Origin of the sequence: Fastidiosipila sp., from assembly GCA_012511175.1 — a bacterium.
In the GTDB taxonomy this organism is placed as follows: domain Bacteria; phylum Bacillota; class Clostridia; order Saccharofermentanales; family DTU023; genus UBA4923.
On the sequence record JAAZGO010000024.1, the window covers coordinates 65,659 to 88,491 of the forward strand.

General features: G+C 53.7%; 24 protein-coding genes. 3 read left to right on the plus strand and 21 right to left on the minus strand.

Features of this window, described 5'->3' with window-relative positions; translation table 11 throughout:
• Positions 1 to 49: 49 nt before the first annotated feature.
• The 16 genes from GX839_04880 to GX839_04955 all read right to left on the minus strand — a co-directional run bounded on the left by GX839_04880 (position 50) and on the right by GX839_04955 (position 16,404).
• Positions 50 to 1,246: an ABC transporter substrate-binding protein gene (locus GX839_04880; protein NLB04793.1), complete on the minus strand. Its 1,197-nt coding sequence runs from the start codon at positions 1,244 to 1,246 to the stop codon at positions 50 to 52.
• 233 nt (positions 1,247 to 1,479) lie between these two features.
• Positions 1,480 to 2,799, minus strand: coding sequence for a peptidase U34 (locus GX839_04885; protein NLB04794.1), 1,320 nt, complete (start codon positions 2,797 to 2,799; stop codon positions 1,480 to 1,482).
• Positions 2,800 to 2,849: 50 nt separating this feature from the next.
• Positions 2,850 to 3,245: a restriction endonuclease gene (locus tag GX839_04890; GenBank protein NLB04795.1), complete on the minus strand. Its 396-nt coding sequence runs from the start codon at positions 3,243 to 3,245 to the stop codon at positions 2,850 to 2,852.
• Positions 3,246 to 3,249: 4 nt separating this feature from the next.
• A complete protein-coding gene (locus tag GX839_04895) occupies positions 3,250 to 5,622 on the minus strand; it encodes a hypothetical protein (protein ID NLB04796.1) in 2,373 nt (790 codons plus the stop codon).
• Positions 5,623 to 5,743: 121 nt separating this feature from the next.
• The gene (locus tag GX839_04900; GenBank protein NLB04797.1) at positions 5,744 to 6,610 is read right to left on the minus strand and encodes a PIG-L family deacetylase; all 867 of its coding nucleotides are present in this window, start codon (positions 6,608 to 6,610) and stop codon (positions 5,744 to 5,746) included.
• Positions 6,601 to 7,803, minus strand: coding sequence for an amidohydrolase (locus GX839_04905; protein ID NLB04798.1), 1,203 nt, complete (start codon positions 7,801 to 7,803; stop codon positions 6,601 to 6,603). The genes GX839_04900 and GX839_04905 overlap by 10 nt, the downstream gene beginning before the upstream one ends.
• Before the next feature lie 62 nt (positions 7,804 to 7,865).
• Positions 7,866 to 9,167 (minus strand): hypothetical protein, encoded by a 1,302-nt coding sequence (locus GX839_04910; GenBank protein NLB04799.1) that lies wholly within the window; start codon positions 9,165 to 9,167, stop codon positions 7,866 to 7,868.
• A gap of 11 nt (positions 9,168 to 9,178) precedes the next feature.
• A complete protein-coding gene (locus tag GX839_04915; protein ID NLB04800.1) occupies positions 9,179 to 9,934 on the minus strand; it encodes a zinc ribbon domain-containing protein in 756 nt (251 codons plus the stop codon).
• Positions 9,935 to 9,947: 13 nt separating this feature from the next.
• Entirely contained in the window at positions 9,948 to 10,289 is a 342-nt protein-coding gene (locus GX839_04920; protein NLB04801.1) for a hypothetical protein, read from the minus strand.
• Between the two features lie 400 nt (positions 10,290 to 10,689).
• Positions 10,690 to 11,232 carry a hypothetical protein gene (locus tag GX839_04925; GenBank protein NLB04802.1) on the minus strand — a complete coding sequence of 181 codons (543 nt, stop codon included), beginning with the start codon at positions 11,230 to 11,232 and terminating at the stop codon, positions 10,690 to 10,692.
• 136 nt (positions 11,233 to 11,368) lie between these two features.
• Entirely contained in the window at positions 11,369 to 12,292 is a 924-nt protein-coding gene (locus tag GX839_04930; GenBank protein ID NLB04803.1) for a glycine/betaine ABC transporter substrate-binding protein, read from the minus strand.
• A gap of 45 nt (positions 12,293 to 12,337) precedes the next feature.
• A complete protein-coding gene (locus GX839_04935; GenBank protein NLB04804.1) occupies positions 12,338 to 12,934 on the minus strand; it encodes an ABC transporter permease in 597 nt (198 codons plus the stop codon).
• A complete protein-coding gene (locus tag GX839_04940; protein ID NLB04805.1) occupies positions 12,931 to 13,560 on the minus strand; it encodes an ABC transporter permease in 630 nt (209 codons plus the stop codon). Before GX839_04940 ends, GX839_04935 begins: the two co-directional genes overlap by 4 nt.
• Complete coding sequence (locus tag GX839_04945) at positions 13,557 to 14,675, minus strand: betaine/proline/choline family ABC transporter ATP-binding protein (GenBank protein ID NLB04806.1); 1,119 nt, start codon at positions 14,673 to 14,675, stop codon at positions 13,557 to 13,559. Before GX839_04945 ends, GX839_04940 begins: the two co-directional genes overlap by 4 nt.
• Before the next feature lie 299 nt (positions 14,676 to 14,974).
• Positions 14,975 to 15,487: a methylated-DNA--[protein]-cysteine S-methyltransferase gene (locus GX839_04950; GenBank protein NLB04807.1), complete on the minus strand. Its 513-nt coding sequence runs from the start codon at positions 15,485 to 15,487 to the stop codon at positions 14,975 to 14,977.
• An 8-nt stretch (positions 15,488 to 15,495) separates the two neighbouring features.
• Positions 15,496 to 16,404, minus strand: coding sequence for a 3-methyladenine DNA glycosylase 2 (locus GX839_04955; GenBank protein ID NLB04808.1), 909 nt, complete (start codon positions 16,402 to 16,404; stop codon positions 15,496 to 15,498).
• Positions 16,405 to 16,628: 224 nt separating this feature from the next.
• On the opposite strand from GX839_04955, the gene GX839_04960 reads away from it, so the two are divergent.
• The 3 genes from GX839_04960 to GX839_04970 all read left to right on the plus strand — a co-directional run bounded on the left by GX839_04960 (position 16,629) and on the right by GX839_04970 (position 19,328).
• The gene (locus tag GX839_04960; GenBank protein ID NLB04809.1) at positions 16,629 to 17,156 is read left to right on the plus strand and encodes an RNA polymerase sigma factor; all 528 of its coding nucleotides are present in this window, start codon (positions 16,629 to 16,631) and stop codon (positions 17,154 to 17,156) included.
• Entirely contained in the window at positions 17,153 to 18,931 is a 1,779-nt protein-coding gene (locus GX839_04965) for a hypothetical protein (protein ID NLB04810.1), read from the plus strand. Before GX839_04960 ends, GX839_04965 begins: the two co-directional genes overlap by 4 nt.
• 169 nt (positions 18,932 to 19,100) lie before the next feature.
• A complete protein-coding gene (locus GX839_04970) occupies positions 19,101 to 19,328 on the plus strand; it encodes a peroxidase (protein ID NLB04811.1) in 228 nt (75 codons plus the stop codon).
• Between the two features lie 92 nt (positions 19,329 to 19,420).
• On the opposite strand, the gene GX839_04975 is transcribed toward GX839_04970, so the two are convergent.
• Genes GX839_04975 through GX839_04995 form a run of 5 tightly spaced genes read right to left on the minus strand, consistent with a single transcriptional unit; the run spans position 19,421 to position 22,816 of the window.
• On the minus strand, positions 19,421 to 19,759 hold the full coding sequence (locus GX839_04975) for a hypothetical protein (protein ID NLB04812.1): 339 nt from the start codon (positions 19,757 to 19,759) through the stop codon (positions 19,421 to 19,423).
• Between the two features lie 26 nt (positions 19,760 to 19,785).
• Positions 19,786 to 21,543, minus strand: coding sequence for a M3 family oligoendopeptidase (locus GX839_04980; protein NLB04813.1), 1,758 nt, complete (start codon positions 21,541 to 21,543; stop codon positions 19,786 to 19,788).
• Positions 21,544 to 21,586: 43 nt separating this feature from the next.
• Positions 21,587 to 22,084, minus strand: a complete 498-nt coding sequence (locus GX839_04985) for a hypothetical protein (protein ID NLB04814.1) — start codon at positions 22,082 to 22,084, stop codon at positions 21,587 to 21,589.
• Positions 22,071 to 22,655, minus strand: coding sequence for a protein-L-isoaspartate(D-aspartate) O-methyltransferase (locus GX839_04990; GenBank protein NLB04815.1), 585 nt, complete (start codon positions 22,653 to 22,655; stop codon positions 22,071 to 22,073). The genes GX839_04985 and GX839_04990 overlap by 14 nt, the downstream gene beginning before the upstream one ends.
• Positions 22,656 to 22,675: 20 nt before the next feature.
• Positions 22,676 to 22,816, minus strand: coding sequence for a hypothetical protein (locus GX839_04995; protein NLB04816.1), 141 nt, complete (start codon positions 22,814 to 22,816; stop codon positions 22,676 to 22,678).
• Positions 22,817 to 22,833: the final 17 nt, after the last annotated feature.

Here is a 22,833-nt window from a genome sequence, read left to right on the forward strand (position 1 = left end):
AGGAAGGGAACAGAATGCCCCCTTCCTCGCAAGCGCAAATGTCGTCACATCAGAAGGAGTAAACGCCCCTCATGACTTCCTGTCCGTCAACAAATTCGACGATATACGCCTCACGCGCAGGGTCCTGCCCGCCCTTATAGGCAATGTTGCCCGACACGCCGTCGTAGTCAAGGTTTTTCAGTGCTTCGACGATCGCCCCGGAATCGGTACTGCCGGCTTTCTCGATGGCTGCTGCCATAATGTGCATGGCTTCATAGCCGAGGATGGCAAACATATTCAGGTATTCGCCCTTGGGATCCGAATTGGCATAGAACTCCGTATAGGCGTCCATGACACGCTGTAATTCTTCTCCGGGCTCACGGAGTGCATACTGGGTACAGTAAAAGGCGTCGTTCAAAACACCGTAATTTGAAGGGTCGACCTGGTTTAACAGGCCGTCCCAACCATCAGATCCAAGGAATTTGGCTGTGATCCCGAGCGCGCGGGCCTGGGTGAGGATCATGGCGCCATCGCCATAGTAGCCCGGCACCATGACAACATCGGGGTTCCCTGCCTTGATTTTCGTCAACTGGGCGTTGAAATCAGTCGCCCCCGGCTGATAACCTTCCTTGTCGGTCAAGGTCAGGCCAAGTGCCGTTGAGGACGCCCAGAAAGCATCTGCTACACCTTTTGAGTAGTCATCACCTGTATCGAACAAAACGGCCACGCTTGAAGCTCCCAGCTTCTCTTTGGCGTAGTGGGCCATTAATTCCCCTTGATAGGGATCCGTAAAACAGGCGCGGAAAATATTGGGGCCCACCTGCGTGATGGCAGCGCCCGTGCCCGTGGGCGTGATCATGGGAATACCGTCTTCGACCGCCTTTTGTGCCACGGCGATGGTAGGAACCGTTGTGATATCGCCAATCAGTGCGACGATGCCATCTTCATTGACCAGGCGATCATATGCGATTGTTGCCTCGGTGGCATCTCCCCGTTCATCGTAAGAAATGTACTTAATCTGTTTTCCCAGGATGCCTCCCGCCTTGTTAATCTCGTCCACGGCCAGTTTCGACCCGTTGTCCGAAGCAATGCCGTATTGTGCGACATTGCCCTTTAACGGCGCCAGGCCGCCGATAATAATCTCATCGGGGAGGGCCCCGCCCGCCTCATTCGAGTTCGACGGGGCAGAAGGTTTTTCGGACGGTCCGCAGGCAGCTAAGGCAAGCAGCAAGGCAGCCGCGAGCAGCAGACTCATTAGTTTTTTCATCTTACTAATCTCCTGTCTTGATTTTTATCGGTTTCAGGCACAATGCGTCTGGGATGACGGTTGTGCATAAAACTAATTAGCGCTCATGATAGGGAATTATTATGTTGGAAACAATGCGTTATCCGTCAGTAATTGCAATGTTTTGCGCCCGGAACTTGTGCATATTTAGTGAACATGCTGATGGATCTTACGATATTGGGGATATTGACCAGGTTTACAAAGGAAATACCTGGTCAACGTTTCTCCGGCCGCAAATCCCTGATCGCTTTTTTCCAGTAATGCCTGAAATAGGGATTACCCTTGACCCGGGGTTTTTTATCTTCAGACTGGTCCAAGTAATAATCCAGCAATTTATCTTCTTCTTTTAAGGCTGTATTGACAAACTCGGCTAACTCCTGCTCTGTTGCAGATGACAAGTCCAGCCGGTTCACGCCTTGCACCCATTTTGTTTCCAGAAGGTCCCGGTCTTTTTTGTAGTCATCGGCCTTGATTCTGTTTTCAAGAGCCAGCCGGTGTATTTCCTCCCGGCGTTCCCAGGCACTTTTCGCTTCTTCCAATTCATCGGGGCCGTGGGAGAAAGCTTCACCCTTAGCCAGGAAAAAAGGTTTAAACAGCCCCAGGCAGGCGGGAGAACCACCGGTGATCCAGTAAGTATCCACTGCATGTCCAAGCTTAACAACATAGCTTCCCGTTGTTTGATCACCGAACAGGAAGCCGGCATGCATGCAGACACTGGAGATCGAGCTTCTGCGATAGGGATTTTTATCGTAGGCGGGCGTATGACTGCGCAAAATTTCCATCATGGTTTCAACGGTGATCCGGCCCTTCATCCGGCGCAAGCGGTCAAAGCTGCATTGACGTCTTATTTTGGAACCGCTGAAGTGGGTGAATACCGGTTCACTGTAACAACGGGCAAAGTCAAAATCCGCTTCACTTCTGCACCAGCCTTTTTCAACCGCATGCGATATCAGGCGGGGATGGGCCAAATCGAATTGACTTCCAATCGAAAGCCGGTTTGAAATGCTATACACGTCCCTGACTTCGAGCGCTGCCCAGTATTGGCCGGCTGTCTCGAGGACCCAGGCACTGGTCCGGTCCGCGATCAGGAAGGCGTTGTGATAGGTAAACTTTTTCTCAAAGCCACAGTTGCCGCCCTGGCCATATACTTCGAGCAGATCGATCAGCAAATCGACAGCCTCACGGCTTGTCCGGCAGCGTTCCAGGGCAAGGCGCAGCATATCCATGCCAAGCAGGCTGTCCCGGCCTTTTGGTTCTTTTGTGAAGACCGCTTCATTGCCGATAACCAGGCCATACTCATTGCCTCCCATTTCAGCCCCCCACATCCAGTGGGGTTTCAACAAAACGACCTCATGGGTTTCCTCCGCCTGATCGATCTCAATATAGGTGCACTTCACTTTTGCACCTGTAGGGTAATGCCGCCGGGGAACCCGGATGGTCACCAGCCTTTCATTGGGTTGACGGTCGCTGTTCTTGGCAAAGAGGACCCTGGAGTCTGCTGTCGAATTTCCAAGGGCAACCATGGTGTCACACATCTTCCTGCTCCTTTCGTTTGGTCCATGGCAGGACGGCGTTCCCGCACAAGTCACTCGTGCAAATAAACCTTGATGCCAATTTTCAGCCAGGAACCTTGCTTCTCTTTGCCGGTGATTTCGCCAAAAAGCAGCTTGCCGGCGTCCATGAGGCGCGAGAAGATTTCATTATCCTTTCGGGGAACATAGCCGATTTTGACGCCATCCACCGTCTTGACCGCGATGGCCTTGTCATCATGGAGGTTATCCGGCTCACGGAAGAAATTCAGGCGGTCTTCAACTTTGAGTGACGGCTCCAGCTCCTCCATCCCATCAATATGGCTGGTTCCCGCAATGTAGGTGTCGAAAAGAAAGATGTCGCGCTCAAAAGGCTTGGGCAGTGTCATGCCACCCTGACCGTGGAGCATGCTGACGATTGCCTGGCCTTCGGCCTCTATGAGTTCGCCCATTCCTTCACCTCAGTAATTCATCGACCTTGGACTGATAAAGCTGCTGCCTTTCTTCCAAGGCTTGGATAGCGGCTTCAAGTTCCGTCCTTTTTTTCTTCAGTTTCCCGGGATTCTCCAGAATCGACTTCATCCGGTAAGGATACTCCGATTTAATCCGTCTCATATCCTTTTTGACATGGTCAATCAGTTGGTCAAGCCGTTCCTCTTCCTCAATCAGCGCAGCGGTTTCATCGTCATCCCACTGCGGTAGAGATTGCTTGCCGACCAGGGTCGCAATCAGGCGGAGTTCATCCAGGTGACCCTTTTCATAGGCAGTGACCGCCTTATGAAACAAATTTAGCCACTCCTTTTCGAGCCGGGGATTCAGATCGGGGTGGAGGGCTTTCACGAGGGCCCGGTAAAGCCTTTTGACTTCTGTTTGGTCCTCTTCGGTCAAGGGGGTCTTGCGTCCCCATTCGATGGCCTGGTTCATCTTGGCGATTTTTTCTTTCAGTTTTGCCTGATATCTGGCCAACTGCATGTCCAAAATCTCCTCGACGGCAGCAAGGTCAATTTGTTCCTGGCGATTCTTTTGGGCCTGAAGCAGCTCCATCTTCCGCTTCAGGCGCTCCACTGCACACTCCAGTTCATAGGCTCTGTATTCAAGCCCGCCGATTTCGAGCATGTAAGCCATCTCGATGTTTCTGCAGGTTACGTAAAGGAGCTGGTCCCGCTCAAGAACCTGGTTGGCCAGCTCATTGCGGAGTTCTTCAATGGAGGCCCTCAGGCCTTCAGGGCCAGGGGCAGCCACGAGAGATGGGTTGGTATCATCCGGATCCTCTTCTTGATTGGATGGATCGATTCCAAAAAAATCAAGCAGCTGCTGCCAGTTATCTGGATAAGCATTGGAGCCGCCAGAACGGAAAACAGTGCCATCACTGTAAGTGACTGCGAGCTTCCACTGTTCGCCGTCCAGGACCAGCAACCCATCCGGCGGCTGATAGTCTGCCAGCCAATACTCAAAGTGTAGATCCTCCAAGGCTCGTCTGACCCGAGCGGCTTCTTCCTGCTGTTTGTCTTCACCATCCCTGTTCTGCGGGTGAGTATTCTTTTCAAAGACGGCCTTCCCGCCATCCAGGCTGACGCGATACTGGCGGGGGAACATGGGCCAAATGCTCCGGTACAATTCCACTTCTTTGATGACCGGGGACCTTTCCTGCCAATCGATATCCTTGAGCCGCTTCAGCCATTTGAGCATGATGCCGCTTTCCAGGTACCTGTCCAGCATGCCATTGTCGAAATGATCGTGCCGGAAAGCGGCTGTGATGAGCGTGAGCACTTCTTCTGCGTCAAGGCCTTCCACTGCCATGGTCAGGCTGTCATCGTAGAGCTGTCCTATTTTCATCTTCTCAAGACCTGCGCGGTAATTTGTCCGAACAAACGCCGAGCTGTACCATTCCTTGCTGAATTCATGGTGGGGAAATCGGGTATGGAAAGCAGGCCCCGGCGGGCCACCAGGCGCTCTGGCAGAGAACTTTCCGATGTATTTGGTTAAGAGTTTGTAGCGCTCGCGTTCCGGCGGGCAGAAACGTATCCATTCGTCATAGATGGCTCTGAGTCTTGGATCAAGGTAGGTCAGCGCTTTTTGTCCAAGTGCTTCAGGAATACCGTAATAAGCCCCGGCGATTGCGCCGGTGATGGCAGCAAGGGTATCGCTGTCGCCTCCCAGCGAAATGGCTGTCCGGATGGCGTCTTCAAAGGAGGCCGCCTCCAGGAAACACTGAATGGCCTGGGGAACGGTTTGCTGGCAGGTCTCGTTGAAGCGGTAGGAAGGGCGGATGGCATCGATGGTGAAATCAAGCGGATAATAGTCAGCTTCGGTATATTTTCTGATTTCGCTTTTCAGTGCACCGGTTTTTGCCAGATAGATGGAGGTGGCCGTCGCCTGCGCCCCCTTGATGCCCTCCTTATGGTTGTGGGTGACGGCTGTCACCGTTTCTGCCAAGCTCCATGCATCGATGAGGCTTTCCGCAATAATCCCCGCGGGACTCACTCGCATGGCCGCGCCGTTTCCGTAGCTCTTATAGGGTTTTGGATCGTCGCTGAACATCCACTCATAAAAGCGGCCGCCGTATCCGCAGCCAGGATATTGGCGGCCGATCTCCTGCATGTACTTAACTGTCAGACTGGAGAGCAGGTCATGGAAGCGGTCGTCGCGCGCCTTCCATGCCTCCGGCGACGCCTTCACGGCCTCCATGATGGCCTTGGCGACCGCCAGGGTCATAATGCTGTCGTCGGTCACAAAACAATCTTCCGTGAACAACTCAAAATCTTTGCTTCGATGGTTATTGAATTCGAAACGCGAACCGACGATGTCGCCGATGATGGCTCCGAGCATGGAATCACCCCCTTGTGGGCGGACCAGGCACGCGGTCAGCCTCCAGGTCCCTGATTCTATTCTAGCGCATCCGGCCGCCAGGCTTATGCCGCGCTCTCTTTCATGGGAGATGTCAAGGCACTTACCGGGACAGATTGTCCAGGGTGTTGATGACCTCTTGGGAAAACCGGTCCATGTGTTCCTTGACGTACTGACTGACACTCATGTCGGGATTCTCAATAAGTGGCGTGAGGTTCATGCCAAAAGTAACCGCCTGATACTCGTCCGTCGCATGTGACTCGGAGAAAGTGGCATTGGCCACACGTCGCCCTTCGGTTGCCTTGTCGTAACGCTTGCCGCCGCCAATCTGAGAATCAAAGACACCCAGCAGGGCGGCTGCCAGATTGGGATACAGGCTGGCATCGAATATGACTTTATCTTGGTCGGTCATCCAGTCAAGCGATCTCCATACTTCACAGCCAAATAGTTTCCTGGGCAGGAGCGGCGGTTCCAGCCCGCGAAGCGCCTCAATGACTCTGAGGGCGACTGCCACATGCGTTTCGTGCTTGTCCGCCGGATTATGTGTGTAGATAATCCCCGGACGGCAAACGTTTATTAATTCCCTGAGGTCTTCGATGACAGCCCGATTCTGCCTGTCCTTGATCTCACTGCTGGCGTAGTTGAGCATAACCAGGGCACTGTATTCACCGATACAGGCTGCTTTTTGCTGCTCACGGGCCCTCAGCTCCGCAAACTGGCTGTCGGAGAAGCCGGCATAAGGACCGCTTCGGAGTCCCACGGATCCGTCCGTGACGATAGCTGCTGTAAACCACTCTTCGGGATTCCGAAAACACCGGGCAATCGCAGGGTAGGCCATGATCTCGATATCGTCAGGATGGGCTGCGATAGCCAGGTGGCTCGTGCGCTGGAGTGCCCCAAGGGCCGAGCTTCCATCGGGAACATAAAGCAAGGCAGACAACTTTTTGAAGCCCGGAGAAGTCAAGGACATTTCCTCCCGTCGGATAAAGCCATCGCTCCCAGCACTGACTCTGCCAGAAGAGCCACTCCGTACGGAATCGCGGCGGGATCAATCTGAAAATCCGCTTCATGCTGATAAGCGTTCTCCCTGTCCGGAAAACCGGTTCCGATCCAATAAAAGTGGGAGGGGATGACCTGGCCGAATACTGAGAAATCTTCTGCACCCATAAACAGGGGACCGCGCGTCAGCGTATTTGCTTCGCCGAACACTTTGTGGCAGGCCGCTGCTGCAACTGGGAACAGGCTGGGATGGTTGAGCTGGGAGCTGACCTCCCGGATGATTTCAATCTGACAGGAACAGCCGTGAGCGGCTGCTGTTTTGCCGGCAATGTCAACCAGGTCTTCTTCTGCCCGGCTTGCGACAGCTTCATCGAAGGCTCGGATGGTTCCCGTCATCTCCATGGTATCGGTCACGAAATATTCGGTCTCACCCGCCTTCACCGTAAGGATGGCGCAAACCAGTTCCTTTTGGGGATCCGACCTGCGGCTGACGATGGTCTGGAGGGCATTCACCATGGCGGCACCCGCAACGATCACGTCCTTGTAGGTTTGCGGCGCTCCACCGTGCCCGCTTGTGCCCCGCAACCTGATTCGGAAGTTGGTCTTGGAGGCTGACGCAAAGCCCTGGCTGGAGATTACCTGGCCTGTCGGAAGGCGTGGCTCCGCGTGCAGGCCAAACAGTGCGTCTACCTGCCCTGGCAGCTTGTCAAGCAAGCCGTGTTCCAGCATCCGGGCGGCGCCGCGCGTGACCTCCTCAGCTGGTTGAAAGATGAAGACCACATCGCCGGCGAGTTGTTCTTTTTGATTGGAAAGCAAACTGGCCGCGCCCAGGGCGCAGGTCATATGGAAGTCATGGCCGCAGGCATGCATGACGCCGTCCATTTCCGAACGAACCGGGTGGTCCTCCGCTTCGGGGACCGCAATGGCGTCCATATCGGCCCGGATTGCGGTGATCCGCCCCTGGCCGGATCCACGTAAAAGGCCAACAAGGCCTGTTTCCATACCAAGATCCACAATTTCAAGACCCAGGCTCTTGACCTTTTCTGCCAGAAACCGTGTGGTCTCAAATTCATGAAAACTCAATTCGGGACGGCGATGGAGCCTTTCCAAGATCTGAATAAAAGAGGGCAGGCCTTCTTCCGCCTGCCGGAAAAGGGATTTCATGCTTCCTCCCCATAAGTAAGCCTGCACCAGGCAGGCTGTTTGATCGTATTTCCCTGATCAGTTTACCCCAATTGTTTTTGCAGACTCCGCTTCCAGCTCTCAACCGACCGGTGGATGACGCGGCCGGCGAACTGTTTGCGAAGGATCTGCAGGGACGGCGTCCTCTCCATCAGAATCCGGTCAAGCTCCCGGTCCGGGTGCTCAAGTTGCTCATCGGTTAGAAAAAGCATCTCCCGCTGGAATCCGGAAGCTTCAAAGGCACGGTTGAGAGTCACAAGGAAACGCTCGTAGGACCCTTCAATATTAAAGAGATAGGTGGCTGCCTTCTCATTGGGAAAGGCAAACTCAACCATTGCCTTCCTGCCGTCATGTGAGGGAATGATTGCCCAGAACGCCCAGGCTGGCGGCTGGGCCTCACCGGTGTCTTCCCCCGAAGATGCCTCCTCCAGGGACTCTTCTTGCGGTCTCTCCTCCTCTTCGTCCTTCTCTTCTCCTTCAGGCTTCTCACCCGGCGTTCCCTTGAACTCTTTAAAGCCGATGGCCAGTTTGGTCTCATCGCCCACCTTTTTAAGGGCAGCGTAATAGGGTCCGATCCGGCCATCCAGCAGGAACTGGTCCAGGATGGAGGCCAGGGAGGGGAAAGATGATTTGACATCAGTCAGGAGAACGGCTACACCCTCCGGAAGCACTTTGGCTGCCTCGATGGCACGACCCCTTCCCAGGGACCTGTCAAGCAATGCGACCAGTTCGGCGTGACGGGAACGCATCTGGCGGCAGGACTCATTGACAATTCTTTCAAAGGGGGCCTGGTTTTCACCAAATTTCGAAAACTGGTAGACTTCCCCGGTGGTAAGTGTGAGAGTGATGGCAAAGTCCTTTGATTCCATCCGCGATAAGAATAAAAAGGGTAACCGCCGGGCATCCAGATTGGGCGGCAAGAGCATGATCTCATCCCTGAACACGCGAAAACAGGCATTGCCCTCCCGATCTTCATACCGGTAGCGGGGTCCTCTTGCCTCAAACTGCATCGGGCCAGCAGCCTGTAAGGCTGTCTGAACCAGCTGGTTGAAGGATTCGCAAAGTTCCTTGAAAAACCAGTCGCCCGCGTTGCCGAGCCGTCTGATGACGGCCTCACCCTCTCTGGACCGGATCACGACAGCGTAATCCTGGTAGGCAATGGAGCGGATCGACTCATAGTCCATGAAGGCACTGTCATAGGCCGTTTCCGCCAACAGGCCCCTTTCTTCGATCACCAGATGGGCATCGCCTGACAGGCGCTGCGAGCTGATGGTCCCCCTGTAGGTTGCAGTCGACGACACTAGGCCGCCGGCCGCTCTTGGCCCCCCTGCCTCCTGATGATTCATGCAAACCTCCCCTAGTCGAGCTTGGCGCCGCAGCCTCCGCAGAACTTGACTCCGGGTGGATTCTCCGTTCCGCATGAAGGGCACTTCGACTGAGCGGGCTTTGTGAGATTCTCACCGCAGTTATTGCAGAACCTGACCCCGGGCGCGTTCATAGCGCCGCATCGCGGGCACTCTTTCATCTCCATGGAGGCCCCGCAGTTGTTGCAGAATTTGCCCGAACCGGCTGGCTTTCCGCAAACAGGGCAGATAGTGACCTTGCTTTCAATCTCGCCCTTCCAAACCGTAGCCTCCATTCCGGCCTCATCGATGTTGCGCCGCATGGCTTCAGCCCGGGCCTTGGCAACATAGATCTCCTGCCTGGGCGCACAATCGGTGCACAGGCCTTCATTTTCATTGAAACAAGCATCACAGACGTAGAGATGGCAGCCGTGACAGCGGTGGAAGAACCGTTTTGCCTCATTTTGTGCCATGGCAAAGGCGTTCTGGTGCTCTTTATGCCATTCCGGCGATTCCCCCTCGAACCGTTCGGAAAGAATATTGCCCCCACGCTCCATCGAATAGCCGATGTTGCCGACCCGGCCGCCCACAAGCGACCCCAGCACGCCGATGCCCTGAGACAGGCCGCGCAGGCCTTTGCCTCTTTTGTATGTCTCGCTTTCAATGAAACTGCTCTTGAATCCATCATTGCAGATGTCGCAGTAGAAAGTAAATTGAAAGCCGGCACTTGTCGAGTTATCTTCGTAATTCCTGGTAAATGATTGAAGCATCTTCTCTCCTCCTTCAACGGCTCTTTTTGGTTTTGATCGGCTTGCCGCAGGCAGTGCATTTTGTGTTCTGGAAAAACTGCCATTGCCCGCACCGCCGGTTGGCGCATTGGATAAGCAGGCTTTGCCCGCAGCGCTCACAGCGATCATCAACAAAGGTGGGCTGACCGCAAAAGGGACAGGTAACGTAGAGCGGACGCCCGCATGACGCACAAATCGGCTGCCCCCTCTCGACCGGGTGCAGACAGCTTGGGCAAAGGTAGCCGAAAGGGTTGCGGCTGAAGCAGGTGGTACAAAACCTGGCATCCTGGTCAATCAGAGTTCCGCAATGTATACAGGGTTTCTTGTAACCGGCCATGGTCATCACCTCAATTCAGCTGGATTGACCGTCCGCGATGCACCCTTCCCGACGCTTTGACGGCCTGTTATTGATGCGCTGTCAACCTTATCCTTGCCTCTGCTGGCCTGTTCCCCCGGAGGCGACGCCGTGAATGAAGCATACGACCAACTGCCGGCCTGGCATCTGGCGTCTGAAAGAGCCCTCCATTGATTTGAATTTAGCACAATATGCCGGATATTTCCATTATCCTGCATAATCATAGATTCGCAGGCCGGGGATTCATACCCGCAGGAAAAGCTGCAGCCTCGCATCATCGCAAAGAGGATAAGTGAATAAACGAAAGAGCCAATCCGGCCCGGTACTGATCGGTCAAATGAAAAATGGCATCAGGGGAATTTGCAGGAACTGTTTCCCTTCCTCAGTCGGAATCGGCCGTTTCCATCTTAAACAACCAGCGGATGATGGATGATTGGGAATCAGGGCTGTCCCTGCCATCAGTGTGGTAACCGTGAGCCAGGTAGATCCCGCCATTTTTCTGGTGCAGGAGGTAATAGAAACCCGCCCTCTGTTCATCGGCCGCATCCAGACGCCAGGCCATTGAATTCTTTTTTCTGATCCGGGCAAACTCCCAGTCCCTGCCGGTAAAAAACAGTTTGTCGAAACACGTTTCGTCCAGCTCGAACTCCTCCATGACGCCCAAATTTTCCCACTGGCGGTCTTTTTGAATAACCAGTTCATGCGCCTGGGTAAAACGAAAGCGGGGTGCCGTTTCCGGGGTATAGGAGAAGGAGTAAAAGGGGGCCTGATAAGGAATCATTTCAACGCAAAGCGTCTGATCCAAGGGAAAAGCGTTTGACCGCCTGGCCTTTTTCAGCAAAATAACAGCCGGCACGACTGCAGCTGCGGCCAGCGTGGCTGTAATCCAAAGCGCGGGTTTTTTGTCGTCAAAAGGGCGTTTCATATAGCCTTTCCCGAAAAAACAGAGAATCTGTCTGGGTCTCTTCCTATCATACCACGCTGTCTTGCGCCTGCTTCATCAATAGGTGAGAACCTGTGGAACGCATCTCCGGCGGCATGCAGCCGCCGGAGATGGCCATTCAGGCATCGATCAGGCCCTGGTTGGTCAAAAAGTCTTTTGCAACCTCTTCTGGTGTTTTGCCGTTGACATCGATCTCATAGGTTAAGTCGGTCATGCTCTCGTTGGTGAACTGCCCCGCCAGCAGGTTGAGCACGTCCTCCAGGTCGGGAGCTTCCTCACGGTAGCGCTCGAAAAGATCATCACGGACCAGCAGGGCGTCATTGTATTCGGCAAAGAAGTCCTGATCATCTTCCAAGACTTTCAATCCGACTTTTTTATTCATGCCGTCCGTTGAATAGACAATGGTCACATCAAGATTCCCGCTTTCTACCGCAGAATACTTGAGAGCCATCTCGATCGCTTTGCTGTCTTTGAAATCCAGTCCGTAAAAGGCAACGAAAGGCCCGTATTTCATGCTGCCTTCCTCGCTGAAAAATTCGTGCTCCGCACCGAAAGCAAGCAGGGGCGCCACTTCTACCAGATCGGATATGGACTCGAGTCCATACTGATCTGCCAATTCCTGCGTCACCCCTACAGCGTAGGTGTTTTCATGACCGAGCGGTTTCAAAAGCCGTGTGCCATCCCGTTCCATGGCTACCTGGTTGGCGTATTCGTACAGAGACTGACCTTGGGGAACATCTGAGACATCCTTTTTAAGGTAAGTCGTCAAGAGCGTTCCGTCGTAACTGTTCATCAAGTCGCTCTCGCCTTTGACCAGGCTCCGATAACTGTTGACCGGTGACATCTGATCGCGGATCTCAACGCTGGCCTCCGTGTGTTCTTCAACCAGCATTTTGACCATCTGGTGGATAATCTGCATCTCGGAAAACTCACCATCGTAGATAATGATGGGTTTGTCCGATCCTTCTTTGCTGCCGGCACAACCGCCAATTATTGCCAGCGTCAAAATGATGACGGCAAAAAGACTAAACAATTTTTTCATGGATTCCTCCTTATTCAATGAGTCCCCCGCGGGAACTCTTCCTCCTTATGCGCTCGCGCGCCTGTTGAGACGCTTCTCAATCCAAGCCATGGCGCCGTCAAAGATGACAGCCATGGCCATGAGCGAGAGTGTCCCCCGTGCAATCAATTTCATATTCTGAGTCCGGATCCCCTGGTTGATGATCGATCCGAGCCCGCCGCCCCCTACGGAAGTGGCAAATACCGCAATTCCCACAGATGTCACGGTAGCAATCCGTATGCCCGTGAAAATCATGGGGAAGGCCAAGGGCAGCTCCACGCTGAACAAGCGGTCCATTTTTGACATTCCCATGCCCCGGGCCGCCCGCTTGATACCGGGATCGATGGTCTCCAATCCCAGGAAGGTGTTGTGAACGATCGGCAAAAGCGAATAGAGCAGAAGGCCGATGATCACAGTCAGTTTCCCTGCACCGACCACAAGCATGACCATGCCGAGCAGTGCCAGGGCCGGCACAGTCTGCAACAGTTCGCTTGTCCAGAGCAGGGGTTTTCGGGCCCGCCGGTAAAGATAGGCCATGACACCAAGCGGCAACCCCACCGCAACCGAAAAAAGCACTGACATGAAGACAATGTACAGATGCTCCATGAGAATCTTAATCATCATTGTTGACCTGTCTTTCCAGCCCTTCTCCACTTGGCCCAGTCGATCAGAAGACTCAGCGTGATTGCCATGACAGCCGCCGGAACGGCACCGGCGACAATCAGGGCATTATTATTGGTCGCGATGCCGATGTAAATGAATTCACCCAGACCGCCCAGCCCGATCATGGAGGCCAGGACGGCCCAGCTCACCGTATAAACGGTGGCCATTCTCAAGCCGCCAATGATCGAGGGGACCGCCAGAGGAAGCTCAACTTCAAGGAGTCTCTCAATTGGCGACATGCCGCAACCTTTAGCGGCTTCGATCAGGTTGCGGTCAACTTCCAACAAACCGACATAAATATTCTTCAAGATCGGAAACATGGCGTAGATGGCCAGCGCCACAATGACGGTGGCCGGTTTCATTCCAATGTACAAAAACAAGATGCCGATGAAGACCACCCCGGGCACTGTTTGAAAAATTGAGATGACAGGCAGGGCCAGGCGGGCCAAGCCCGGTACACGCGACAAGAGGATCCCCAGGATCAGGGCAACCACGAATCCGGCCGATACGGACACCAGGACGTACAGGAAATGGACGCCGATGGCCGTCAGAATTTTTTGTCCGTACATTTGAAAGAAACTCATCATTCATCACCCCACAAGGCATCTGCCATGGCCCGCGCCATACTGGTTTTGGTGACGATTCCCGCGATGGTGTCGTCTTGGTGGAGCACCACGACGAAATCACTGTCTGCGTCAAGCAGTTTTTCAAAGCTTTCGGCGGCATCGGAGGTAGTATAAGTGATCACATTGGGCGTAAGCGGAATGTCTCCGATGGTCCGGGCTTCTTTACCGAATTTTTTAATGTTACCGATCGTGACCGAGCCAGCATAGGTCTCATCCTCGTTTTTGATCAACAAGGTGTCAATCTTCCGCCTGGCCATGATCTCCGTGCCCTTTCTTACGCCATCGCTCCGGTAGGCGCTGGCGGGATGAGGTTTCATAAAATCGGCTGCGGTAAGTAATTCAACGCCATTTGTTGCCAGCCTCTTGCCCATGAACTGCTTAATCAATTCCGATGCAGGGTTTTCGAGCATTTCGTCCGGACCAGCCATTTGAATAATCCGGCCTTCATCCATGAAGATGATGGTATCGGCCAATTTCAAGGCTTCATCCATGTCATGCGTCACAAAGACAATGGTCTTCTTCAATTTCCTGTGAAGGCGGATGATTTCATCCTGAAGGACGCTGCGGGTCATCGGGTCCAGCGCACCGAAAGGCTCATCCATAAGAACGATCGGCGGCGAAGCTGCCAGCGCCCTCAGCACGCCAATACGCTGTTGCTGGCCGCCTGAAAGCTCAGAGGGGTATTTGTGTGCATATTCATCGTAGGACATGCCGACCATCTCCAGCAGTTCGTGCGTGATCTGGTCAATCCGGTCCTTTTTGTATTTCAGCCGCTTGGGAACCACCGCAATGTTCTGGGCCACTGTCATGTTGGGGAAAAGACCGATTTCCTGGATGACGTAGCCTATTTTCCGCCGAAGGGCCACGGGATTGCTCTCCATGATGTCCCTGTCCTCGACAAAAATCCTCCCTGATTCGGGTTCAATCAGGCGGTTGATCGATTTCAGCGTGGTCGTTTTCCCGCACCCGCTCGGGCCAATCAGCACGGCGAATTCGCCTTCTTCGATTTCAAAACTCAGGTGGTCAAGGATGACCGAATCCCCGTATTTTTTTACAACATTTTCAAACTGTATCATTGCTGCTCTTTTCCTGCTTACAAAAAAAAGACTTCGCGCCAGATCAAACGGATGGAAACGCCATTCACGTACGCTCTGGACCGAAGTCTTTGTAAACACCTTGCCCGTGGCAAGTTAACGCTTGTATTCCTTCCGGTTCTTCATGTTCAGCCTGAACCGGTTAAAGCCATCCTAGTCAATCACTACAATTATTTCTAGCTATCTCTTCTGCCTAAATCCAGGCTGCCGATTTAAGCAACTAGTTATAGAGGGTAACGCAGATTGCCGTATTCGTCAAATTGACAGCGTGCAGATCCGCTTCAAACCGCTTGGTAACCATTTCTTTCATGCTCCAGAAGCCAGGCTTTTCGGGACAACCCCCCGCCAAAACCGGTTAGACTGCCGTCCCAACCGATCACCCGGTGGCAGGGAATCACAATGCTGATCGGATTGTGGCCGACGGCTCCGCCGACCGCCCGGGAGGACATCCGCTCAAGACCCCTGTCCCTAGCTATCAGGGACGCGATGGCACCGTAGGTCATGGTTTCACCGTATGGAATGCCAAGCAGGATTTTCCAGACCGCCTGCCTGAAAGAACTGCCGCGAGGGTCAAGGAGAAGCTCTTCCGGCTGGGGTTTTGCGCCTGCGAAATAACGGTCAAGCCAGCTTACCGCCTGCATGAGAACTGGCAGCTGGTCCGAAATGACAGGATCCCCTTCCAGGCCTGCCCCATAATATTTCTGCCCCTCGAACCAAAGGCCTGTCAGCGCCTGACCGTCGCTGAAGGCTACCAGTTTCCCAAGGGGAGAATCGTACACACTTTGGTAGAGCATCCTGCCTCCTAGCGCGAGTTCCAAATGTTAACTGTGGCATAGGCCCGCCAGGGTCGCCAAGTATCCGAAAGGATCCGGATTTCCTTCTGTGTCCTTGGCTCCAGCACTTTTTTGACGCCATAATCGGTCGAGGGGAAGGCATCCGGCCATTTGAGGGTCCGCATGGCCAGATAGTGGGCGGTCCAGGGACCGACTCCCTTGACCTTCACCAGCGCCTTTATCCATTCTTCCGCTTCCTGGATCATCCCCGGATCAAAGAAGCCCGTCTGAATCTGTTCTGCCAGGGCATAGATGGTCCGGGACCGCTGTCCCATCACCCCCAAAGGGCCCAGGGTATCAGCAACAGCGTCCTTCATGTCCAGAATTGAGCGAAAATGTGGAAATGTGTGTGCCAGACCGTCAATCCCCGTCTCCACCGGATCCCCGAAAGATGAAGCCAGGCGGGAGGCCAGGGTCCGGGCTGCCTTGACCGTGATTTGCTGGCCCAGGACGGCCCGCACACACATTTCGAAGACATCGTAGGTGCCGGGAACCCGGGTGCCGGGCACACAAAGGCCTTCCTTGATCTGGTTCATGGACCGGAGATGATCGTAGATGGGCAGAGGATCGCAGTCCAGATCGAACATCCGGCTGACTTTGCGTTCGATCTGCGGTAAAACCGGCCCGAGGCTTTGCGGCAGTGTAATCCTGAGAAGAGTTTCAGAAGGATGGTTGGTGACCCGGATCCAGCCGCTTTTTTCCTCTCCGTCCTCCGTCTCCTCCCGCACCACCCTCCAGTAGGCGTGGTCCCGGATCAGTTCGACCCCATCGATGGCCCGCCCCTCAAAAAAGGCAATCAAGCGATCCCATTCGTAAGGCGGATGATAAGGCAAATCCCTGGTGAAGATTGATGGGCCCTCATCGGTCAAAGCAGCCATGGTCCGGACCTCCCTGATTCCATTACACCATAAACTGCATTTGGCTTGCCTGCCCTTCTGTACCATATCCGCCCGACTCAATTCCGCTTTCGTTGTCTAATCTGAATGGGTAATGCAATAAAATGGCTTTCTCCCCCGTTATTACTGGTGAGAGGGTTTTGGCAGGACAAAGGAAGACCACCCAAAAATCCCAGACGGTGCACCGTCCGGGACAGAAAGTGACCATGGAAGACCTTGACAAGCAAATCATGAAATTGGCCGGGGGTGATATGGATGCCCTGGAAACGCTTTACGAAAGAACAAAGACTGCTGTTTACGGCTTCGCACTTTCGATTGTCAGACATCCTCAGGATGCTGAGGATGTCATGCAGGACACCTACATCCGGGTTGTCCAGGGATCCGGCCGCTATCACTCCAAAGGCAAGCCCATGGCCTGGATATTGACTATTGTGAGAAATCTGGCCTTGGACAAGCTGAGAACCAGCCCCGACGCTGAGCTGCCCTTTGAAGATGAATGGGTTTCGGACTCCAAGGCGGATTTCACCGAGGCGGCCCTGGACAGAATGGTACTTCGGACTGTCCTCAAGGAGTTGACCGAGGAAGAGCGCCAGATTGTTATCCTGCGCAGCATCGAAGGGCTGAAGCATCGTGAAATCGCAAAATTGCTGGCAATTCCCTTGGGAACAGCGCTTTCAAAATACCACCGGTCCCTGTCAAAACTCCGAACCATCTTGGAGGAGGAAGGAAAATGAAAGAAACCAATCAAATGATTGAGAACAGATTGAAACGCGCAGTCGAGTCATCCGTTCCCAATGTCTTGCCCAAACTCCTCAAACAAATCGAAAAACAGGAGGAGTTAAAGAAAATGAACAACCTTGATGAAAAAGATAAAGTCATCTCTTTAGAAACAAGAAAGAGCCGCCCGGCGCTCCGCTGGCAGCGCATCCTGGCGCCTGTCGCTGCAGCCATTATCCTTCTTTTAGGATCCTGGTTTGCCTACGCTGCCTATGCCACCCAAGCTGTGATTGCATTTGACGTCAATCCCAGCATCGAACTTTCAGTCAATCGAAACGAGAAAGTCTTGCAAGTCGATCCGCGAAATGAGGAAGGCAAATCGGTCATCGATGACATGAATCTGAAAGGTGTCGATCTGGATGTGGCGGTCAATGCCCTGATCGGCTCCATGGTGAGGAAGGGCTACATCTCGGAAGTCAGGAATTCCATCCTGATTACCGTTGACAGCAAGAGCGCCGTGCAAGGCGACCGCCTGCAAAAACGGCTTTCAGGCGAGGTCAGTGAACTTTTGAATGGCTATGCGCTCCAGGGAGCGGTCCTAAGCCAGACCTCGCGGGCAGATCGGCATTTTCGTGAACTGGCGGAAACGCATGGGATTTCCCCGGGCAAGGCTGCCCTGATCGAGCGGCTGATCAAGCAGAATCCGGCCATTCATTTTGCAGATGCCGCCAGGCTGTCCATCAATGATATCAACCTGCTGATCAGTTCCCTCAAAGCGGCTCCGGAAGGGGTCAGTCTGACCGGCATGGCCAGCCGCAAAGAATACATCGGAGAGGAAAAAGCGAAATCCATTGCCTTTGAACATGCCGGTGTGACCGAACAGGATATCCGGCAGCTGGAGATTGAACTGGACTACGATGATGGCCGTATGATTTACGAGGTTGAATTCTACATCGGCCAGATCGAATACGACTACGAGATCGATGCGAAAAACGGCCGAATCCTGGAGTTCAAATCAAAAGATAAGGAAAACGCCGGCACGCCTCCGGCACAAACGGATCAATACATTGGCCGGGGCAGGGCGGAGGAGATTGCCCTGAACCACGCGGGGCTCAGTCGGAACCAGGTGAGAAAGCTCGAAACAGAGATGGAGCGCGATAGGAACCGGATGACTTATGAAGTTGAATTCGAGCATGAAAACTACAAATACGAATATGAGATCGATGCAGAATCCGGCCGGATCATTGAGGTCGAGATTGAAAAGATCAGAGCGGGAAATGGCCAATCCGGCGCAAGTCCTTCAACGCAAAGAACCACACAAAGAGAGGGCGAGCATATCGGAGCGACCCGGGCGGAGGAGATTGCCTTGAACCACGCGGGCCTCAACCGGAACCAGGTAAGAAAACTGGAAACGGAAATGGAACGGGAACAAAACCGCCTCTACTACGAGGTCGAATTTGAATACGGTGACAAAACGTACGAATATGAGATTGATGCTGTCACCGGCGCCATCGTTAAGGTTGAAATCGAGATGATCAAGCCAAAAAACAGCCACCCGGCGTCAAGCAGCCCGAACCAGGACCTCTTTATCGGCCACGGGGAAGCAGAGCGGATTGCCCTGAATCATGCCGGGCTGACGCGAAGCCAGGTCACCGGTTTCGAGATCGAATTCAAGGACAAGAAGTCTCCGCCATATTATGAGGTCGAATTCAAATATGGGGGCTACGAATACGAATATGAGATTCACGCCGCAAGCGGTAAGATCCTTGAATTCGAAAAAGAAATCGATTGAAAACCAAAACGAATGCTTATTGCAGAAGACCCGCCGCGGCGGGTCTTCTGTGTGAAGGACAGCCGCCTGTGGTAACGAGGGCGTCGGCGGGCCCTGCCAAAATAAGGATAATGGGCATGTGGAAACCCTTTTCGTTTCTACGGCAAGAATAAGAATCAGGAGGTTCACCATGGACATTTGGCTTAAAACATTAAAAACCGAAACACCCCAGGAGGGATTTGAACTGGCCATTACGCTGGCCCGCAAAGGCGTCGCATACACCCAGCCGGACGCTTCGATCCGCGACAGACTGCGCCCGGTATATTCCGAGGATGCCGACAGCCTGACGGCCGCCTCACAGGTCGTGGCCATCAACTTTCAGACGGTCGCAGCCGCCAACAATTACTGGAAAGAGTAAGCCGGCGGGTTCGCCTATTTTCTCCAAAAGACCAACCTTTCCGCTGGCCACCTGCCGGCGGAAAGGTTTTGGATTAAACTCATATTGATTCCCTAAATACTGACAACCTGATAACCGTCCAAAATAAAGGGCTTCATTCCCGCATGACCCATCATGTCGGACAGAAAAGGAAGGCCCGCTTCCAGGCATTGCTCATAGACCCCCATGGCCTTTGAGCAGGCCAGGCAAATGCCGGCGATCAGACCCTGCTCTTTTACCTTCAAGTAGAGAGGGTTTTTTTCCGCTTCAAACACGGCCACCAGTTTGACCGAGGCTCCTTCGAAAATGACTCTGGCTTCCATGCCTTCCTCTGCAAGATCCAGTGCATTCATCAGGATATGCAAGAAGCACATCTTGTCGCCGGTCATGCCGTAAAACAAAAATTTCCTCATCTTGTCCTCCTTTTCACCTGTTGGTCTTAAGCCAGTTCTTCAACCAGACCCTCAAATTCCTTGACAAAGGGTCCGAAAGAATCCATGCCCTCAAGCCAGGTCTCCTTTTGTGTCAGATCCAGGCCGGCAAGCTGGCCGATGGCTTCGACGGAGGAGACGGTGGTGGCCGTCAGCATTCGATCGTATTGCCCCATGAAAGCCGGCCCCTCCTGCACGGCTTTTTGGTAGAGGGCTGAGGCAAAGAGGGCACCGAAGGCATAGGGGAAATTGTAGAAGCTGAGTGAAGCCGAGTAATAGTGCGGCTTGCAAGCCCACATGTAGGGATGCAAGCTGTCTTCCTCCAGGCCGTCGCCATAGGCGGCAAGCTGGGTCTGATGCATGATGGCTTTGAGGTCCTCCGCCCTCAGGGTTTCCCGCTCAACCCGTTCAAATACCTGCTTTTCAAACAAAAAGCGTGACAGGATGTCACAGATGACCTGACCGCTGTTCATGAGAAAACCGTCCAGCAGACCCAGCCTGACTTGTGGGTCTTCACTTGCTTTCAGCGCCTCGAGCAGAAAGTGGGTTTCATTGAAGATGGAGGCTGTCTCGGCGACCGGCATGGAGTAGGACCGGTTGAGGGGCGCGTGATCCTCGATGCGGAAACCGTGATAGGCATGCCCCAATTCGTGCGCCAGGGTACTCACCGCGCTGAAGGATCCCTCAAAATTGGTCAGCACACGGCTCTGTTTGATGGAGGCCAGGTTGGAGCAGAAGGCACCCCCGACCTTGTTCTCCCGGGGGAAGAAATCGATCCAGTTCTCCCGGTAGGCCCTGTCGATGAGATCCGCAATGGGCGGGTGCAGTTTGCTGAAAGAAGAAACCAGCAGTTCCCTTGACTCTTCCATGGTGTAACCTTCAGGGAGTTTGCCCACGGGCGCGAAGAGATCAGCCCAGTTGAGGCGGTCTTGGCCGAACAAGCTGGCCTTGGCCCTAAAATAGCGGACGAAGACGTCTTTTTTCTCTGTCATTGCCCCGACCATGGCATCCAGGGTTTCCCGGCTCATCCTGCTCTTAAACAGAGCTTCATCCAGAGGGCTTTCATGTCCCCGCCTGCGGCTGAGGTAGACAACCTGTCCCTTGATGGAACCGAGGGCAGCGGCCAGCGGTTTTTCAATCTTAGGGTAGAGCGCCAGCTCGGCCTCATAAGCTCTTTTGCGGACAGCGGGATCCGGGTCATAGGCCAGGTTGCGAAGTTCCGTCAGTGTTTTTTTCCCGTTCTCCCAGTCCATGCTGGCAGTGGAGGATAAATCACGAAAGAGATTGCCCCAGGCATCGACGCCATAAATGTTCAGACGGGCGATCAATTCCTCCAGCTGAGCATCCAGCAGATAAACAGCTTCCTTTTTGCTTTCAGCCAGGAAAAAGGCGTAGTGCCCCAGATCCTCCTCTTCCACGAGCCGGTCGATGTCGAGCCCCTCCACCAGCCGTTTGAAGCGTACATCAAAGCCCGCGAATTCCGCCATGATTCCCCGGAGCCTGTTCAGGAGGGCGGTCGTTTGACTGATGCTGGTGTCAGCCGATGAAACCAGTGAGAGATAAGCGGCCAGGTACCTGACTGTTTCATCCACGTGTTCGGCCAGCCGGATCCCCGCAGCCACCTGACCGACAGTTTCCCTTTCCGGTTCAAAGATTAAACGGCTCTTTTCAACCAGTTTCGTCAGTCTTCCGAAATCCTCTTCGATCCGCGGATCGTCCAGTCCCTGATAAAGCGGATTGAGATCCCATCTTCCTGCTTCCTTCATTTTTCCCCCTTTCGGTGCCCTGGTCTTCCCTGGTTTGTATCGTTCAATCAGAGCGGTTGAAATACTTGTAATAGAGGCTGACTTTCCGGCCCTCCAAAAAGACCTCTTCGCTTAACTGATCCCCGGTAAGGTAAAGCAGATGGTTTTCCCTGATGAAAAGATCAAAAAGCCGGTGAACAAAGGTGTGTTCTTCCAAAAAACATGAGGAAGACACTTCCAGCACCTGGCCGCGTCCCTGGCTGGGGTACTTCCAAAACTCCCTGACAGCGAGGGCTTTTTCCCTCGAGATCAGGATGTTCAAAAAATAAGCGTCTTCCCTCTCCAGCAGGTCATTGAGCTGCTCTGAGGAAAACTTGATCCCCTGTCGGTTAAGCGAAATCAGGTAACTGTATTCAAAGGATTCTTCATTGTCGATGTCGGTGATGTCATCGACCGCCCCCTCACCGAAAATTTCGCTCAGCTGATCGTAAAAACCGAAGACCGGATCGTAGAAATCCATGGCCTCCACGCGGCTGGCAACCGACCCCTCAGTCCCAGCCATAAGGACCCACCATTTCCACAAATTTCACGTGACCCCATTTTTGTTCACTTAGCTGCCCCGCCTCATCTTTGGTAATGAGCAGCAGAACCTGCATGGCAGGCGGTCCTACCGGGACCACCATCCGGCCGCCGTTAGCGAGCTGATTGATCAGGGCTTGCGGTCTTTTGCCCGCGGCCGCCGTGATCATGATCCGGTCGAAGGGAGCCTCTTCCTCCCAGCCGGCGCTGCCGTCATCCACCTTGTAATGGATATTGCCGTAGCCCAGAGCCTCAAGCCTTTCCCTGGCTTTGCGGGATAATTCACCGATTCTTTCGATGGTGTAGACCTGTTTGCAAAATTCAGCCAGCAAGGCGGTCTGGTAACCCGAACCTGTCCCGATCTCCAGCACTTTGCTGTCTTTTTCAGGAGCAAGAAGCCGGGTCATTTCAAGGACCAGGGATGGCTGTGAAATGGTCTGCCCGTATCCGATGGGCAAGGGGTGGTCATTTTTGGCGAAAGCTTTGTAACCGTCGTCCAGAAAGAGCGAGCGGTCAAGCTTCAGGTAGAAAGCTTCGAGCGCCTGTTCATTCATGGCAATCCTCCCGCCCTCTGTCAGTGATGTCTGAATGCGACAAAAAGGTAAACCAGGCCGATAAGAATGTAAAGCTCCGTCAGATGCGTGAAATAGTAGAGAATATAAGCGGCCCCCACAAGCAGGTAGGCGATATTCACTTTTTTCAGGATGGCTTTCATGTTTTCTCCTTTTGTTT

What these genes read in the sequence shown, in the direction of transcription:
- GX839_04995 (NLB04816.1), bottom strand. Translation starts at nt 22,816, where the DNA reads ATGAAAGCCATCCTGAAAAAAGTGAATATCGCCTACCTGCTTGTGGGG.
- GX839_04885 (NLB04794.1), bottom strand. Translation starts at nt 2,799, where the DNA reads ATGTGTGACACCATGGTTGCCCTTGGAAATTCGACAGCAGACTCCAGG.
- GX839_04925 (NLB04802.1), bottom strand. Translation starts at nt 11,232, where the DNA reads ATGAAACGCCCTTTTGACGACAAAAAACCCGCGCTTTGGATTACAGCC.
- GX839_04890 (NLB04795.1), bottom strand. Translation starts at nt 3,245, where the DNA reads ATGGGCGAACTCATAGAGGCCGAAGGCCAGGCAATCGTCAGCATGCTC.
- GX839_04935 (NLB04804.1), bottom strand. Translation starts at nt 12,934, where the DNA reads ATGATGATTAAGATTCTCATGGAGCATCTGTACATTGTCTTCATGTCA.
- GX839_04965 (NLB04810.1), top strand. Translation starts at nt 17,153, where the DNA reads ATGAAAGAAACCAATCAAATGATTGAGAACAGATTGAAACGCGCAGTC.
- GX839_04980 (NLB04813.1), bottom strand. Translation starts at nt 21,543, where the DNA reads ATGAAGGAAGCAGGAAGATGGGATCTCAATCCGCTTTATCAGGGACTG.
- GX839_04915 (NLB04800.1), bottom strand. Translation starts at nt 9,934, where the DNA reads ATGCTTCAATCATTTACCAGGAATTACGAAGATAACTCGACAAGTGCC.
- GX839_04975 (NLB04812.1), bottom strand. Translation starts at nt 19,759, where the DNA reads ATGAGGAAATTTTTGTTTTACGGCATGACCGGCGACAAGATGTGCTTC.
- GX839_04895 (NLB04796.1), bottom strand. Translation starts at nt 5,622, where the DNA reads ATGCTCGGAGCCATCATCGGCGACATCGTCGGTTCGCGTTTCGAATTC.
- GX839_04930 (NLB04803.1), bottom strand. Translation starts at nt 12,292, where the DNA reads ATGAAAAAATTGTTTAGTCTTTTTGCCGTCATCATTTTGACGCTGGCA.
- GX839_04940 (NLB04805.1), bottom strand. Translation starts at nt 13,560, where the DNA reads ATGATGAGTTTCTTTCAAATGTACGGACAAAAAATTCTGACGGCCATC.
- GX839_04945 (NLB04806.1), bottom strand. Translation starts at nt 14,675, where the DNA reads ATGATACAGTTTGAAAATGTTGTAAAAAAATACGGGGATTCGGTCATC.
- GX839_04970 (NLB04811.1), top strand. Translation starts at nt 19,101, where the DNA reads ATGGACATTTGGCTTAAAACATTAAAAACCGAAACACCCCAGGAGGGA.
- GX839_04880 (NLB04793.1), bottom strand. Translation starts at nt 1,246, where the DNA reads ATGAAAAAACTAATGAGTCTGCTGCTCGCGGCTGCCTTGCTGCTTGCC.
- GX839_04960 (NLB04809.1), top strand. Translation starts at nt 16,629, where the DNA reads ATGGAAGACCTTGACAAGCAAATCATGAAATTGGCCGGGGGTGATATG.
- GX839_04955 (NLB04808.1), bottom strand. Translation starts at nt 16,404, where the DNA reads ATGGCTGCTTTGACCGATGAGGGCCCATCAATCTTCACCAGGGATTTG.
- GX839_04910 (NLB04799.1), bottom strand. Translation starts at nt 9,167, where the DNA reads ATGAATCATCAGGAGGCAGGGGGGCCAAGAGCGGCCGGCGGCCTAGTG.
- GX839_04900 (NLB04797.1), bottom strand. Translation starts at nt 6,610, where the DNA reads ATGTCCTTGACTTCTCCGGGCTTCAAAAAGTTGTCTGCCTTGCTTTAT.
- GX839_04950 (NLB04807.1), bottom strand. Translation starts at nt 15,487, where the DNA reads ATGCTCTACCAAAGTGTGTACGATTCTCCCCTTGGGAAACTGGTAGCC.
- GX839_04990 (NLB04815.1), bottom strand. Translation starts at nt 22,655, where the DNA reads ATGAATGAACAGGCGCTCGAAGCTTTCTACCTGAAGCTTGACCGCTCG.
- GX839_04985 (NLB04814.1), bottom strand. Translation starts at nt 22,084, where the DNA reads ATGGCTGGGACTGAGGGGTCGGTTGCCAGCCGCGTGGAGGCCATGGAT.
- GX839_04920 (NLB04801.1), bottom strand. Translation starts at nt 10,289, where the DNA reads ATGGCCGGTTACAAGAAACCCTGTATACATTGCGGAACTCTGATTGAC.
- GX839_04905 (NLB04798.1), bottom strand. Translation starts at nt 7,803, where the DNA reads ATGAAATCCCTTTTCCGGCAGGCGGAAGAAGGCCTGCCCTCTTTTATT.